Raw genomic sequence first — 15,747 nt, forward strand, 5'->3', positions numbered from 1 at the left:
GCAGGAGAAGAAAACGATGATCTTCGGGCGATCTGAGCGTGGCAAGCCCCCGGTCGAGCCCGTCACGCTCAAGATCCTCGTGGCCGGCGGCTTCGGCGTGGGCAAGACGACCCTGGTCGGCGCGGTCAGCGAGATCCGGCCGTTGCGCACCGAGGAACTGCTCACCGAGGCCGGGCGACCGGTCGACGACACCTCCGGCGTCGAGGGCAAGCACACCACCACCGTCGCCATGGACTTCGGCCGCATCACCCTCCGCGAGGACCTGGTGCTCTACCTGTTCGGCACGCCCGGCCAGGAGCGGTTCTGGTTCATGTGGGACGAGCTGGCCGAGGGCGCGCTGGGAGCCGTCGTACTCGCCGACACGCGCCGGCTCGAGGACTGCTTCGCCGCCGTCGACTACTTCGAGCGGCGTTCCATACCGTTCCTGGTCGGCGTCAACTGCTTCGAGGGCGCGTCCCGTTATCCGGTGGAGTCCGTGCGCAAGGCCCTCGACCTCGACCCGGACGTGCCGGTCGTGCTCTGCGACGCCCGGGACCGGGAGTCGGTCAAGGAGGTGCTCATCGGCGTCGTCCGGCACGCGATGGCGTACGCGGCGGCCGACCGCGAGACCGTCACCACCTGAACGGCGGCGGCACGGCCCGTACCCCCGCCGACCGGGGTACGGGCCGTGGTCCCGGGGTGGTTACTCGCCGTCCTCCAGCCAGCCGAAGGTCTTCTCCACCGCCTTGCGCCAGTTCGCGTACTCCCGTTCGCGTACCGACGCCGCCATCGTGGGCGTCCACTCCATGTCCTGCTGCCAGTGCGCCCTCAGCTCGTCCAGGTCGTTCCACACGCCGGTCGCCAGGCCGGCCGCGTAGGCGGCGCCCAGGCAGGTCGTCTCGGAGACCCGGGGCCGGATCACCGGTACCCCGAGGACGTCGGACTGGTGCTGCATCAGGAGGTTGTTCCCGGTCATGCCGCCGTCGACCTTCAGGGTGGTGATCGGCACCCCCGAGTCCTGGTACATCGCGTCCACGACCTCCCGTGTCTGCCAGCTCGTCGCCTCCAGGACCGCGCGGGCGAGGTGCGCCTTGGTGACGTACCGGGTCAGCCCGGTGACGACCCCGCGCGCGTCGGAGCGCCAGTAGGGCGCGAACAGGCCGGAGAAGGCGGGCACGATGTAGGCGCCGCCGTTGTCGTCGACGCTCGCCGCCAGGGTCTCGATCTCGTCGGCGGTGCGGATGATGCCGAGCTGGTCGCGGAACCACTGGACGAGCGCGCCCGTGACGGCGATCGAACCCTCCAGGCAGTACACCGGCGCCTCGCTGCCGATCCGGTAGCCCATGGTCGTCAGCAGCCCGCTCTTGGACGGCACCGGCCGGTTGCCGGTGTTGAGCAGCAGGAAACTGCCCGTCCCGTAGGTGTTCTTCGCCGTGCCGACGTCGTAGCAGGCCTGCCCGAAGACCGCCGCCTGCTGGTCGCCGAGGGCGGACGCCACCGGCACCCCGGCGAGCTGGCCGACCGCGGTGCCGTACACCTCGGCGGACGACCTGATCTCGGGCAGCACCGCCTCGGGCACGTTCATCGCGGCGAGGATGGCGGTGTCCCACTGGAGGGTCTCCAGGTTCATCAGCATGGTGCGCCCGGCGTTGGTGACGTCGGTGACGTGCCGGCCGCCGTCGGTGCCGCCGGTGAGGTTCCAGATGAGCCAGGAGTCGATGGTCCCGAAGGCGATCTCGCCGCGTTCGGCCCGTTCCCGCAACCCGGGCACGTTGTCGAGCAGCCAGGCCGCCTTGGGGCCGGAGAAGTAGCTGGCCAGGGGCAGACCGGTCTGCTCGCGGAAGCGGTCCTGGCCGTCGCTGCCGCCGAGTTCACGGCACAGGGCCGCGGTACGGGTGTCCTGCCAGACGATCGCGTTGTGCACGGGCTTGCCGGTGGCGCGGTCCCACAGGACCGTCGTCTCGCGCTGGTTGGTGATGCCCAGCGCGCTCAGCTGGTCGGGGCGCAGCCCCGCGCCCGCGAGCGCCCCGGCCACCACGGCCTGCACCTTGGACCAGATCTCGGTGGCGTCGTGCTCCACCCAGCCCGGCTTGGGGAAGATCTGCCGGTGCTCGCGCTGGTCGACGGCGACGATCGCGCCGCCGTGGTCGAAGATGATGCAGCGGCTCGACGTGGTGCCCTGGTCGATTGCGGCGACGTACTTCTCGGCGGTGTCCGTCATGGCTACCCCTTGGTCGCTGGGTCGGAAGGCTTCGTGGGTGGGAGGGCCGCGCAGGACCGCGGCGCGCCGGGCCGGGGGACCGGGCGGCCCGGGACGTCCGCGCCGGGTCAGAAGGCCGCGTTGTAGATCAGGCCCGCGAGCGCCCCGCCGATCAGGGGGCCGACGACCGGGATCCAGGCGTAACCCCAGTCCGAGGTGCCCTTGTTGGGGATGGGTAGGAAGGTGTGCACGATGCGCGGGCCGAGGTCGCGCGTCGGGTTGATGGCGTAGCCGGTGGGGCCGCCGAGCGACAGCCCGATGCCGACGACGAGCAGCGAGACGATCAGCACGGTGGTGCCGGACTCGCCGAGCCCCTTGGTCAGCCCGAACGCGAGGATCGGCAGGACCAGCGCGATCGTGGCGATGATCTCGGTGACGAGGTTGGCGACCGGGTTCCGGATCTCGGGGATGGTGGAGAAGATGCCGAGCGTCGGCGTCGGCTCCTCTCCCGACTCCTCGTCGGGCACGTTGGCCTGGAACTGGGCCAGGTAGACCAGGTACGTCAGGACGGCGCCCAGCATCGCACCGACGAACTGACCGAGCAGGTAGACCCAGACCTTGCCCCACTTCCCGGTGTCGACGGCGATGCCGATGGTGACGGCGGGGTTCAGCTGCCCGCCGGAGAGGGGAGCGGCGGTGTAGGCGCCGGCGAGGACACCGAACCCCCAGCCGAACGCGATGGCCACCCAGCCCGCGGCCCGGGCCTTGGAGTGTCTCAGGGTGATCGCGGCGCAGACACCCGCACCGAACAGGATCAGGATGGCCGTGCCGATGACTTCGCCTACGAAGATGTCTCCGTCGCTCATGGCGGCTCCTAGGGCGCTGGCCGGGGATCGACCCCGGTGCTTTGAGCAGGAACGGTTCCCTTGGCGACGTCAGCCGAAGGCAGGGAAGGTCCCGCGCCCCGCCCGGCGTCCATGACGAGCGTGCCGTAGCGGCCGAATCGCCCATGGGAGAAGGAGTTTCGAGACAGGAGCGGCCCATGGCGCAGTGCCTGAATACGCCGAGAATGTACGGCGATGTCGACCGACACCGGAAGTTTTCACCGGCACTCGGGGGGCGTCAAGGTCGCCGACGGCAACGATGACGGGCAACCCCGCCGGAGCGCACCTGTCACGGCTCCACCGCCGCGTACCCGGCCTCGGCCGGGTACGCGTCCGAGCCGCGCCGGATCTCGTGCCCGGGCACTCCCGCCCGCCCCAGTACCCAACTCGCCCCGTGGAGCGCCTTGGCGGCCTTCTTGAGCGGTGCCAGGCAGGCGGCCGCCTGCCGGTGGTCGGCCACGCTGCCGGGGCCGCACACGACGGTGGCCAGGGACAGCGTGACGGGGCGCCCGCCCGCGGACCAGGTCGCGTCGAGCAGGGCGGCGACCTGGTCCAGCCCGGCCTCGTCGGCGAGGACCAGGAAGTCGTCCCCGCCGATGTGCCCCACGCGCGCGTGCCCGACGGCGGCCTCCTGCAGTGCCCGCCCCACCGCACGGATCAGCTCGTCGCCCGCGGCGAACCCGGCACCGTCGTTCACCTGCTTGAAGTGGTCGATGTCCAGCCAGCTCAGCGCGAAGACCCGGCCGTCCGCGAGCCACCGGTCCACCTCGCCCGTGATCGCGTCCGAACCGGGCAGCCGGGTCAGCGGGTTGAGCCCGGCCGCCTCCTCGACCCGGGTCTCCGCGAGCGCCCGCACCAGGTCGGCGAGGCGTACGACGCCCACGCAGCGCCCGTACCGGTCGACGACGGTCACGTCGTCGGAGGTGCGGTCCGGGCCGCCGACGGCCACCACGTCCAGTACCTCCCAGGCGGTCGCGTCGATGCCCACCGTGCGTGGGGCGTCGCCCAGCTTGACGGCCGGGCGGTCCGCGTACAGGGCGTGCCCGTAGCGGCCGGACATCGACAGCAGGAAGCGGGAGCGGTGCACCGAGCGGACCGGGGCGCCGGTCTGGTCCACCAGGAGCACCCCGGAGACCTCGGGGGAGCCGGTCAGCAGCGCCCGTACCTGCAGGGCGGACGCGGTGACCGGGAGGACCGCGGCCGGCCGGATGAACTCGCGCACGGACGGCCCGGAGCGCGGTGGCGGTACGGCGGCGGGGGAAGACGGCGGAACGTATACCTCCGCGACCGGGATGCGGGCCGGTGGCGCGAACAGCTCGCCCTGCCCCAGCTGTGCCCCGGCGGACAGCGCCGCCGCGTGCTGGAGTTCGGTCTCCACGCCCTCGACGGCCACCAGGGCGCCGAGTTCCTCGCACAGGGTGCGCATCGCCCGCACCGCGGCCGGCCGGGCGAGCAGGGAGGCGTCGAGCTTGACCAGGTCGGGGGAGAGGTCGGTGAGCAGCCGCAGCGGCACGTCCCCGTCCCCGATGCCGTCCGCGCTGATCCGGAAGCCCTGGCCGCGCAGCACCGCCACGGCCTCCAGCAGGGCCCGCTGCGGCACGTGCGTGTACGGCGGGACGATGTCCAGGGTGACTTCCCAGGGCATCCGTCCGGCCGCGCGGACGGCCTCGGGCAGCGGTCCGATGCCGCCCAGGTCGGCGAGGGTGGCTGCGAAGACGTTGATGTGCAGCGGCAGCAGTGTCTCCTTGCGGGCCGCCGCGCGCAGGGCCAGCACCGCCAGACCGCCGTCGAGTTCGGGGTTCCGGCGGGCTTCGGCGAGGATGTCGCCGGTCTCGGGGCGGGCAAGGATCTCCTGTGCGGCGATCCCGCCGGTCGTCAGATTGACCACCGGCTGGAAGGCGAAACGGAGAGCATCCGTCCAGGTGCGCACGGGAGCATGATGACGTCACCGGCGTACGCCCATGGCCAGTTCATGAGACGTTCACGCACCATTTCGGGCCGGTCACGCAGGGTATGCACCGCAGCGGTCGCACCTGTCCCGTCAACGCACCGCTATCACGGACGAGCCGTGCCCGAACAGCCCCTGATTGGCCGTGATCCCCACGCGCGCGTGCGCCACCTGCCGGTCGCCCGCCGCGTTCCGCAACTGCCAGGTCAGCTCGCACACCTGGGCGATCGCCTGGGCCGGCACCGCCTCCCCGAAGGACGCCAGGCCGCCGCTGGAGTTGACCGGTATGCGGCCGCCCGGGGCTGTCGCGCCCTCGCGCAGCAGCTTCGCCGCCTCGCCCTCGGCACACAGTCCGAGGTCCTCGTACCACTGCAGCTCCAGCGCCGTGGACAGGTCGTAGACCTCGGCGAGGGACAGCTCGTCGGGGCCGATGCCCGCCTCCTCGTACGCGGCCCGCGCGATCGAGGCGCGGAAGGGCTGCGCGGCCGGCTCCACCGCCGCCGCGGAGTCCGTGGCGATGTCCGGCAGGTCCAGCACCGTGCTGGGGTAGCGCGGCGTGACCGTGGACACCGCGCGGATCCGCACCGGCCGGGCCACCCCGTGCCGGCGCGCGAACTCCAGGCTGGAGAGCACCAGCGCGGCGCCGCCGTCGGAGGTGGCGCAGATGTCCAGCAGCCGCAGTGGATCGGCGACCACCTGGGAGGCGGCGACCTCCTCCGCGGTGACCCGCCTGCGATAGCGGGCGTACGGATTGAGAGCCCCGAGCGCCGCGTTCTTCACCTTGACCAGGGCGAAGTCCTCGGGGGTGTCCCCGAACACCGTCATCCTGCGGCGCGCGTACAGCCCGAAGTACGTCGGGTTCGTCGCTCCCAGGAGCCGGAAGCGCAGCCAGTCGGGATCCTCCGGCCGGTCACCTCCGGCGGGCCGGAAGAAGCCCTTGGGCGCCGCGTCCGCGCCCACCACGAGCACCACGTCGGCGAGGCCCGCCAGGATCTGTGCCCGCGCCGCGGCGACCGCCTGGGCGCCGGACGCGCACGCCGCGTACACGCTCGCGACCCGCGCCCCCTGCCAGCCCAGCGCCTTCGCGAAGGTCGCGCCCGCCACATAGCCGGGATATCCGCCGCGCACCGTGTCCGCGCCCACCACCGAGCCGATGTCCCGCCATTCCAGTGCGGCGTCCGCGAGCGCCGCGCGGGCCGCCGCCGTCCCGTACTCGACGAAGCTCCGGCCCCACTTGCCCCACGGGTGCATGCCCACGCCGAGCACCGCCACGTCCGCCGTCACGCCGCCACCCCCGTCGGCCGCCAGTGCCAGGTCGTCCAGGTCGTCTCCGCGTCCTCGCTCAGGACCCCGGGGACGGCCTCCACCTCCATGCCCACCGCCAGATCGGCGACGGTGATCCCGGGAACCGCCTGCCCCAGCACCACGATCCGCTCGGACTCCAGCTCCACGGCGAGCAACGCGTACGGCTCCCACGGAAGTTCCGGATCGCTCACATAGGGTGACGGGGGACGGTACCTGCTGTCGGTGTACGACCAGATCCGTCCGCGCCGGGAGAGCGGGACCTCCGCCAGGTCGCCGCCCGGGCAGCCCGGGTTGCGGCAGTGGACGTCCTCGCGAGGGAAGAAGACCGAGGCACAGGCCGCGCAGCGGGTCCCCAGCAGCCGGAATCCGTCCCCCTCGCCCGTGAACCAGCCGTCGACCGCCGGCGTGCGTGTACGCGACAAAGCTCCTCCAGGACACCAGATCTGACGGAACGTCAGAAGTGTGCCACGGCGGCCCGGGATTGGGCAGGCCCCGCCGGCGCCCCCCGCCGTCCCGTGCGTCTCCCCTTCCGGGATCGCCATGTGTCGGTTCACTTCCGGAAGGAGGTGTTCCACCGACCGTAAGACGTCGTACTCCCGATCGGATAAAGTCCGCGCGTGTCCGAAAATCAGCACCCAATTGCCAACTCCGCTCCGGGCTCGCACTGTTCGAGCTGCGGAGCGGCCTACGGAGAGGGAATCTCCGGCTGGCCCCGCACCTGCCCGGCCTGCGGCCACGTCGCCTACCGCAACCCCCTGCCGGTGGCGATCGCCCTCCAGCCCGTCTACGACACGAAGGGCACCGCCCTGGTCGTCATCACCCGCACCGTGGCCCCCGCGCGCGGCGGCATCGCGCTGCCCGGGGGCTACGTCGACGACCGCGAGGACTGGCGGCACGCCGTCGTCCGTGAACTCAAGGAGGAGACGGGCATCGACGCGGCCGTCCGCGACGTACGGCTCGTCGACGCCATGAGCTCACCCGACGGGCACCTGCTGCTGTTCGGGCTCCTCCCGGAACGCCCCGCCGAAGGCCTCCCGCCGTCGGGCGCGACCGACGAGACCGAGGGCTGGCATCTGCTGCGCCGCCCCGAGGAACTCGCCTTCCCGCTGCACAGCGTGGCCGTACGCGCATGGTTCGAGGGCCGCTACTGAGCCGCCGGCTCAGCCCAGCCCCCTGACCCGGACGGGCCGGGACGGCACGCTCACGCCGCTCTCGTCATCGCGCCGGACCACCACGTGCCGGCCCTCCCAGCGGGCGACGTAACGCTCGATCTCCGGCTCCTCCCAGCCGTCGCCCGCGTCCGGCACGAACAGCCCGCCCCCTGTCCGCCCCCGGGCAGGCGCCCACACCTCAAGCCGCGTCCCGCCGTCCTCGACCCGCACGGGCAGGACGGCACCCGCACGCGCCAGCACCGGGATCCGCGACAGCGGGGCATCGACGAGCACCTGCCCGGGACCCTCGTACGCTCGCTCGGTCACCGTGTCGTACCAACGCCCGCGAGGCAGCTGCACCGCACGCCGGTCGGCACCCGGATCCAGCACCGGAGCCACCAGCAGAGCGTCGCCCAGCAGGAACGCGTCCTCGCAGTCACGCAACGCCCGGTCCTCCGGCGCACCCCACCACACCGGCCGCACGTACGGCGCACCGGTCCGCCGGGCCAGCTGCGCCAGTGTCATGAAGTACGGCAGCAGCCGCCGCCGTTCGAGCAGCGCCACGCGTGCGTGCTCCAGCACCTCGGCCCCGAACTCCCACGGCTCCCGGCGCCCTGCCCGGATGCCCGCGTGCGTGCGGAACAACGGCAGATACGCGCCCAGCTGGAACCAGCGCAGAAACAGCTCAGGCGACGGACTCCCGTCGAAACCGCCCACGTCGGGACCCGAGTACGGCACCCCGCACAACCCGAGCCCCAGCACCAGCGACAGGGACGCGCGCAGCCCCGGCCAGCCGGTGGCGACGTCACCGGACCACGTGCCGCCATAGCGCTGCATACCGGCCCAGCCCGAGCGTGAGAACAGGAACGGCCGCTCCCCGGGCACGAGTCCGCGCAGGCCCTCGTAGGCCGCCCGCGCCATGCAGAGCGCATAGACGTTGTGCGCCTCCCGGTGGTCACCGCCGTGCCCCTCCAGGGCGTGCCGCGCCGAGCGCGGCAGCGTCGACTCGCCGAACGCGCTGAAGGACGTCGGCTCGTTCATGTCGTGCCAGAACCCGGCGAACCCCAGCGCGAGCCGCTCCTCGTACAGCCCGCCCCACCACGCGCGCACGCGCGGGTCCGTGAAGTCGGGGAAGACCGCCTCCCCCGGCCACACCACCCCCTCCACCGTCCGCCCCGACGGATCACGGACGAAGGCGTCGACCGCCGTCCCGCCGCCGTACACCGTGTTGCCCGGCTCGGCCTTCACCGCGGGATCGACGATCGACACCAGCCGGATCCCGTCCCGCCGCAACTCCTCCGCCAGCGTCGGCAGCTTCGGGAAACGCTCGTGATCGACCGTGAAGACCTGGTGGGCGTCGTAGTGGTCGATGTCCAGATGGACGGCGTCCAGCGGCAGACCGCGCTCCTGGTAACCGGCGACGATCTGCCGTACCTCCTGCTCACTGCCGAAACCCCAGCGCGCGTGGTGATGGCCCAGCGCCCACGCCGGCGGCAGCGCGGGCGCGCCCGTGAGCGAGGCCCACGTGTGCAGTACGCGCGCGGGGGTGCCCACCATCACCCAGCAGCGCAGCGGACCACCGTCCATCCGCAGCTCGCAGCGCCCGGTCCGGTCGTGCCCGGAACCGGCGCCCTCCTCGCCCTCCCGGAGCGTCACCGTCCCGTCCCAGGAACTGTCGTGGAACACCAGATGCGCCGCCGCGTCCGCCACCACCAGCTGCACCGGCATGGTGACGTACAGCGGATCGTCACCGGGCCCGAAGACACGACCGGGATCGGTGTTCCACAACCGGTACGTGCCGTCCCGCAGCCGCGGCCCCGAGGCGCGCCCGCCCAGCCCGAAGAACCGCGCGTCCGCGGCCACCTCCGAACGCTGCACCCAGCGCGCCACACCCCCGCCCACCGGCTCCCACCACCGCGGCGGCAGATCCCGCCGCAGCATCACCCCACCCGGCGTGCACACCTCCACCGCGCCGTGCCGCGAGACACTGACCGTCACCCGCTCCGCCACGACCCGCCAGCCGCCGTCGGTGTCGGGTTCGAGAACGGCCCGCGGATCCGGCTCCGGACAGCGCCCCGCGAGCGCGTACGACGGCTCGGGACCGGCCCCGTCCCAGCCCCAGAACACCGCCCCGTTCACCGCGACCGTGATCCGCAGCTCGGACCGGCTGAACCGGATCACACCGCCGCCCGGCCCCGGCTCCGCGCCCTGCACCGGCCCCGGCACCCGGGCCCGCTCCGCTCCCCGCGCGGGCAGCCCGGCGGCGTCGATCCGCCTCCTGCGCCACGCGGCCCGTACGGTACGCAACCCCTGAGCCGCCTTGCTCGAACCGACCACACTTACCGAACGCACCAGGTCACGACCGTCCATGCTGCTCACCCTGCCACTCGGCGCTCCACCCGCGTGTGCCGTTCAACTGGCGTTCACCCGTGCCGGGGCCACATCTTCACGACACGGACTATGTGGAGCGCACCCTGGTGTAGAAGTCGATCACATGGCATCGTCCCTGTCAGCCGCGTCACGCGCACACCCCAGCCCGTGCGCGTCCCACGCCCACAAAGCGCAGAAGCCCGGGAGCCGCCCCATGTCGTCCGCGAACCCCCAGCCGCTCTGGCAGCCCGATCCGCGACGGATCACCCAGGCACGCATCACCAGGTTCCAGTCCTGGGCGGCCGAACACCACCGCGCCCCTGCCGACGGCGGGTACCAGGCCCTGCACCGCTGGTCCGTCGACCACCTGGACACCTTCTGGAAAGCCGTCACGGAGTACTTCGACGTACGGTTCTCGACCCCCTACGCGCGCGTGCTCGGCGACCGCGCCATGCCCGGCGCCGAATGGTTCCCCGGCGCCCGGCTGAACTACGCCGAGCACGCCCTGCGCGCCGCCACCGCCCGCGCGGACGAACCCGCCCTCCTGTACGTCGACGAGACCCACGAACCCCGCCCGGTCACCTGGACGGAGCTGCGCCGGCAGGTGGGCTCCCTGGCCGCCGAACTCCGCGCCCTCGGCGTCCGCCCCGGCGACCGCGTCAGCGGCTACCTCCCGAACGTCCCGCAGGCCGTGGTCGCCCTGCTCGCCGGCGCCGCCGTGGGGGCCGTGTGGACCTCCTGCGCCCCCGACTTCGGCGCCCGCAGCGTCCTCGACCGCTTCCAGCAGGTCGAACCCGTCGTCCTGTTCACCGTCGACGGCTACCGCTACGGCGGCAAGGAACACGACCGCCGCGAGATCGTCGCCGAACTCCGCCGCGAACTGCCCACCCTGCGCGCCGTCGTGCACATCCCGCTGCTCGGCACCCCGGCCCCCGAAGGCGCCCTGGAATGGTCGGACCTGACCGCCGCCGACATCGAGCCGGAGTTCGAACAGGTCCCGTTCGACCACCCCCTGTGGGTGCTCTACTCCTCCGGTACCACCGGCCTGCCCAAGGCCATCGTCCAGTCCCAGGGCGGCATCCTGGTCGAACACCTCAAACAGCTCGGCCTGCACTGCGACCTCGGCCCCGAGGACCGCTTCTTCTGGTACACCTCGACCGGCTGGATGATGTGGAACTTCCTCGTCTCCGGCCTCCTCACGGGCACCACGATCGTCCTGTACGACGGCAGCCCCGGCTACCCCGACACCGGCGCCCAGTGGCGCGTCGCCGAACGCACCGGAGCCACCCTCTACGGCACCTCCGCGGCCTACGTGATGGCCTGCCGCAAGGCCGGCGTGCACCCCGCCCGCGACCACGACCTCTCCCGGGTCAAGTGCGTCGCCACCACCGGCTCGCCACTGCCCCCCGACGGCTTCCGCTGGCTGCACGACGAGTTCGCGGCGAGCGGGGCCGACCTCTGGATCGCCTCCGTCAGCGGCGGCACCGACGTGTGCTCCTGCTTCGCGGGCGCCGTACCCACCCTCCCGGTCTACACCGGCGAACTGCAGGCACCCGGCCTCGGCACCGACCTCCAGGCCTGGGACCCGGCCGGCCGCCCCGTCATCGACGAAGTGGGCGAACTGGTCGTCACCAACCCCATGCCCTCCATGCCGATCCGCTTCTGGAACGACCCCGACGGCAGCCGCTACCACGACAGCTACTTCGACACCTACCCCGGCGTCTGGCGCCACGGCGACTGGATCACCGTCACCGCACGCGGCACCGTGATCATCCACGGCCGCTCCGACTCCACGCTCAACCGCCAGGGCGTACGGATGGGCTCGGCCGACATCTACGAGGTCGTCGAGCGCCTGCCGGAGATCAAGGAGTCCCTCGTCATCGGCGTCGAACAGCCCGACGGCGGCTACTGGATGCCCCTCTTCGTCCACCTCGCCCCCGGCGCGGTGCTCGACGAGGCCCTGCTGAGCCGCATCAAGCAGGCCATCCGCGAACAGCTCTCGCCCCGCCACGTCCCGGACGAGGTCATCGAGGTGCCCGGCGTCCCGCACACCCTCACCGGAAAGCGCATCGAGGTCCCCGTCAAGCGCCTGCTCCAGGGCGCGCCCCTGGAAAAGGCCGTCAACCCCGGCTCCATCGACAACCTCGACCTGCTGACCTACTTCGAGGACCTCGCCCGCAAGCGCGCCTGACGCCGGCGCCGTAAGCGCTCAGCGACCGTTGTCAGTGGTGCCGGTTACTGTGAGTGAGCATTGATCGATCACATCCAGGGGGAACCATGGCGCGCACCGACCACCGGACCATGCGACGCGTCCTGCGCCGCGAGATCGCCGGCACCATCGGCCTGCTGACCGACGAGCACGACTTCCGCGCCATGCGGCGCTACCGCACCTTCACCTTCGACGACCACCTCACCTACCTCCGCCAGATCGAAGCCCTCCTCAGGACCCGCGCCGCACAGGGCACCCACACCACACTCGCCCTGTTCGACCCCGAGGAGTACGCCGAGTTCTGCACCGCGACCGGCCTCGACCCCGACGACCCGGCCAGCCGCACCCGCTTCACCGCGGAACTCGCGGCCACCGGCCCCACCCTCCCCTACGACGGCCGGCCCCTCACCGACCTCGTCCCCGCCCTCGTCGACGAGGCGGTACGACAGGCCACCTGGGAGTACGCCAGCACCCTCCTGGCCCGTCTCGGCCCCTGCCCCACCTGCGGGGAGGACGTCGGACGCGCTGCCTTCACCCGCGCCTCCCACCTCCTGACCCGCATCCTCGACACCGCCCCGACAGGCAACCGGCACCTCGTGTGCAGCGTCTCCGGACCACCGGAAACCCTGGTCACCGTCCTCCACGCCGACCGGAGCAGCGACGGCACCACCCACCTCGACGAGGCCGAAGCCCTCGAATTCACCAGCGTTCTCGCCCTCGGCCTCGCCACCAACAGCCCCGGCGGCCTCGTCATGCGCACCAGCGCCGCCGGTGTCCCCGACCGCGTCTACGGCTGGCGGCTGCGCGGCAACAACCTCGGGCCCCTCACCGCCGGCGAGGTCTTCGACGCCTACTGCACCGACATCGAGTCCGGAGACCTCATCTCACCGGAATCCGACGTCGACTACTGCGCACCGCCCGACCTGGGTGACCAGGAGACGCCTCCCGGCCACCACCACTGAAAACACCGGGGGCGCCCCACCCACAGGTGGAGCGCCCCCGGAAAACACCGGAAAGACACCGAAAAGCCGGCCGATGACGGCACTGGCCGACTACTCGCCGGACAGCACCGCCTGCGCCGCCACACGAGCCTCGTCCGCGCTGTCGGTGGCGCGCGCGGCCGCCGCGGCCCGCTCGCACTGGGCCAGCGTGTACTTGGCCAGCATCGCCCGGACATAGGGAATCGACGCCGCGCCCATGGAGAGAGAGGTGACCCCCAGACCCGTCAGCACACACGCCAGCAGCGGATCCGACGCGGCCTCACCGCACACGCCACAGCTCTTGCCCTCGGCCCGTGCAGCCTCCGCCGACAGTGCGACCAGATCGAGCAGCGCGGGCTGCCACGGATCCTGCAGCCGGGACACCGCACCGACCTGACGGTCGGCGGCGAACGTGTACTGGGCCAGGTCGTTGGTCCCCAGCGACAGGAACTCGACCTCCTGGAGGACCGAGCGCGCCCGCAGCGCGGCCGACGGAATCTCCACCATCGCGCCGAACTTGGCCCGCAGCCCCGCCTCCCGACAGGCGTCCGCGAACGCCTTGGCATCGGCACGGTCCGCCACCATCGGCGCCATGACCTCAAGGTGGACGGGCAGCCCCTCGGCCGCCTTCGCCAACGCCGTCAGCTGGGTGCGCAGCACCGCGGGGTGGTCGAGCAGCGTCCGCAGACCACGCACGCCCAGCGCAGGGTTCGGCTCGTCCGCCGGCGTCAGGAAGTCCAGCGGCTTGTCCGCGCCCGCGTCCAGCACCCGCACGACCACCCGGCCCTCCGGGAACGCCTCCAGCACCTGCCGGTAGGCCTCGACCTGCTTCTCCTCGGAAGGAGCGCTCTTGCTGTCGTCGAGGAACAGGAACTCGGTACGGAACAGACCGACACCCTCGGCCCCGGCCTCCACCGCGGCCGGCACGTCCGCGGGACCGCCCACGTTGGCCAGCAGGGGCACCTTGTGTCCGTCGGCGGTCGCGCCCGGGCCGGTCGTGGCCGACAGCGCCGCCTTCCGCTCCGCGGCCGCCGCCGTCAGTGCCGCCTTCCGCTCCGCGCTCGGGTTCACGAAGATGTCGCCGCTGCTGCCGTCGACGGCGACCACGATGCCCTCGGCCAGTTCCCCGGCACCCGGCAGGGCCACCACGGCAGGCACCCCGAGCGCCCGCGCCAGAATCGCGCTGTGACTAGTCGGCCCGCCCTCCTCGGTCACGAAACCCAGCACCAGAGCCGGGTCGAGCAGCGCGGTGTCCGCCGGTGCCAGATCCCGCGCGACCAGGACGTAGGGCTCGTCACTGTCCGGGACACCCGGCATCGGAACCCCCAGCAGCCGGGCGACGATACGATTCCGCACATCGTCCAGGTCGGCCACCCGGCCGGCGAGGTACTCGCCCGCTCCGGCCAGCAGCTCGCGGTATGCCGCGAACGCGTCGTACACGGCCCGCTCGGCGGTGCTGCCGACGGCGATCCTGCGGTCCACGTCGGACATCAGCTCCGGATCCTGCGCCATCATGGCCTGCGCCTCGAGCACCGCCTGGGCCTCGCCGCCGGCCAGATTGCCGCGCGCCATCAGGTCGGCCGCCACGGCATCCACGGCCTGACGGGCGCGCCCCTGCTCCCGCTCCGCCTCCTCCGCCGGGATCTGCTTGGCAGGCGGCTCCAGAACCGCCGTTCCCATGTGCCGAACCTCGCCGATCGCCACACCGTGGCTCACGCCGACGCCTCGCAGCGTTGTCTCCATCTCACCCGTCTCCGATAGTGCGGCGGGTCCCGCCGCCGCGATGGTCTTCGTGGTTGCCGCCTGCTCCGTCGTACAACGGGACGGCGGCGCGGTCGGACGTCGGTCCGGGACGAGTCACTTCCAGGCGAAGAGAGTGTCGCCGGACTTCACGTCACCCTCCTCACGGACGTCGGAGAGGGCGTCGGCGGTGGCCTCCAGGGCCACGACGGGGCAGACCGGGGACTTGCCGGCGGCCTCGACCTCGGCCGGGTTCCAGCGGATCACCGCCTGGCCGCGGGTCACGGTGTCGCCCTTGTTGACGAGCAGCTCGAAGCCCTGTCCGTTGAGCTGCACGGTGTCGATACCGAGGTGGGTGAGCACGCCGTGGCCGCTCTCGTCCACCACGACGAACGCGTGCGGATGGAGGGAGACGACGACGCCGTCCACGGGCGCCACGACCTCGGAGGGCTCGCGCGCGGGGTCGATGGCGGTACCCGGGCCGACCATGGCCCCGGCGAAGACCGGATCCGGCACTGCGGCCAGTCCGACGGCGCGTCCGGCGAGCGGGGACGTCACGGTGGTCATGGGAAGCCTCCCAGGAGTGGAGCTGCTTACGGGCCGTCACAACCTGTTCCGGACGGCACTGAGCAGCAGCGTATGTCATATGAAGTGGCGGTTCCGCATGGAAGCTACCAGGTAGTGGTCTAGACCACCAGCCTATTCGATTTGCGCGGCCTTCCACGCCCCGTGTACAGTCGTACTCCTGCCTGGGGCCAAGCGGTGCGATAAAGCATCGGCGCTCGGCAGCACCCAAACTTGTCAGATCCTAACTCGGGATCGTCTTCCGCATGCCTGCGGGACGGTGGTCAGAGGGCCGGAAAAACACTGATAGAGTTTGAAACACCGAAGGGAAGCCCGGAGGAAAGCCCGAGAGGGTGAGTACAAAGGAAGCGACCGTTCCTTGAGAACTCAACAGCGTGCCAAAAGTCAACGCCAGAT

At 72.0% G+C, this 15,747-nt stretch carries 12 protein-coding genes; 4 read left to right on the forward strand and 8 right to left on the reverse strand.

Annotation, left to right across the window (positions count from 1 at the left end; all coding sequences use genetic code 11):
- Positions 1-16: 16 nt before the first annotated feature.
- Positions 17-622, forward strand: coding sequence for an ATP/GTP-binding protein (locus tag AB0472_RS04850; RefSeq protein WP_366353414.1), 606 nt, complete (start codon positions 17-19; stop codon positions 620-622).
- A 60-nt stretch (positions 623-682) separates the two neighbouring features.
- Here the strand turns inward: AB0472_RS04850 and glpK are convergent, their stop codons facing one another.
- From glpK to AB0472_RS04875, 5 genes are all read right to left on the reverse strand, one after another.
- Entirely contained in the window at positions 683-2,200 is a 1,518-nt protein-coding gene (gene glpK, locus AB0472_RS04855) for a glycerol kinase GlpK (RefSeq protein ID WP_366353416.1), read from the reverse strand.
- A 107-nt stretch (positions 2,201-2,307) separates the two neighbouring features.
- Positions 2,308-3,045, reverse strand: a complete 738-nt coding sequence (locus AB0472_RS04860) for an MIP/aquaporin family protein (RefSeq protein WP_366353418.1) — start codon at positions 3,043-3,045, stop codon at positions 2,308-2,310.
- Positions 3,046-3,352: 307 nt separating this feature from the next.
- Positions 3,353-4,993 carry a GGDEF domain-containing protein gene (locus tag AB0472_RS04865; protein ID WP_366353420.1) on the reverse strand — a complete coding sequence of 547 codons (1,641 nt, stop codon included), beginning with the start codon at positions 4,991-4,993 and terminating at the stop codon, positions 3,353-3,355.
- A gap of 111 nt (positions 4,994-5,104) precedes the next feature.
- Positions 5,105-6,295, reverse strand: a complete 1,191-nt coding sequence (locus AB0472_RS04870; RefSeq protein ID WP_366353422.1) for a lipid-transfer protein — start codon at positions 6,293-6,295, stop codon at positions 5,105-5,107.
- The gene (locus AB0472_RS04875) at positions 6,292-6,738 is read right to left on the reverse strand and encodes a zinc ribbon domain-containing protein (protein ID WP_366353424.1); all 447 of its coding nucleotides are present in this window, start codon (positions 6,736-6,738) and stop codon (positions 6,292-6,294) included. The genes AB0472_RS04870 and AB0472_RS04875 overlap by 4 nt, the downstream gene beginning before the upstream one ends.
- A gap of 195 nt (positions 6,739-6,933) precedes the next feature.
- Here AB0472_RS04875 and AB0472_RS04880 point away from each other — a divergent pair, with 195 nt between their 5' ends.
- The gene (locus tag AB0472_RS04880; RefSeq protein ID WP_366353426.1) at positions 6,934-7,467 is read left to right on the forward strand and encodes an NUDIX domain-containing protein; all 534 of its coding nucleotides are present in this window, start codon (positions 6,934-6,936) and stop codon (positions 7,465-7,467) included.
- Positions 7,468-7,476: 9 nt separating this feature from the next.
- Here AB0472_RS04880 and AB0472_RS04885 read toward each other — a convergent pair whose 3' ends face one another.
- Entirely contained in the window at positions 7,477-9,837 is a 2,361-nt protein-coding gene (locus tag AB0472_RS04885; protein WP_366353428.1) for a glycoside hydrolase family 31 protein, read from the reverse strand.
- Positions 9,838-10,051: 214 nt separating this feature from the next.
- On the opposite strand from AB0472_RS04885, the gene AB0472_RS04890 reads away from it, so the two are divergent.
- Both AB0472_RS04890 and AB0472_RS04895 read left to right on the forward strand, forming a co-directional pair.
- On the forward strand, positions 10,052-12,028 hold the full coding sequence (locus tag AB0472_RS04890; protein ID WP_366353430.1) for an acetoacetate--CoA ligase: 1,977 nt from the start codon (positions 10,052-10,054) through the stop codon (positions 12,026-12,028).
- 86 nt (positions 12,029-12,114) lie between these two features.
- Entirely contained in the window at positions 12,115-13,008 is an 894-nt protein-coding gene (locus AB0472_RS04895) for a hypothetical protein (RefSeq protein ID WP_366353432.1), read from the forward strand.
- A 90-nt stretch (positions 13,009-13,098) separates the two neighbouring features.
- Here AB0472_RS04895 and ptsP read toward each other — a convergent pair whose 3' ends face one another.
- Both ptsP and AB0472_RS04905 read right to left on the reverse strand, forming a co-directional pair.
- Complete coding sequence (gene ptsP / locus AB0472_RS04900) at positions 13,099-14,769, reverse strand: phosphoenolpyruvate--protein phosphotransferase (protein WP_366353434.1); 1,671 nt, start codon at positions 14,767-14,769, stop codon at positions 13,099-13,101.
- Positions 14,770-14,883: 114 nt separating this feature from the next.
- Positions 14,884-15,333 carry a PTS glucose transporter subunit IIA gene (locus AB0472_RS04905; protein ID WP_366353436.1) on the reverse strand — a complete coding sequence of 150 codons (450 nt, stop codon included), beginning with the start codon at positions 15,331-15,333 and terminating at the stop codon, positions 14,884-14,886.
- Positions 15,334-15,747: the final 414 nt, after the last annotated feature.

It is taken from the genome of Streptomyces sp. NPDC086777 (assembly GCF_040702065.1).
GTDB lineage: Bacteria > Actinomycetota > Actinomycetes > Streptomycetales > Streptomycetaceae > Streptomyces.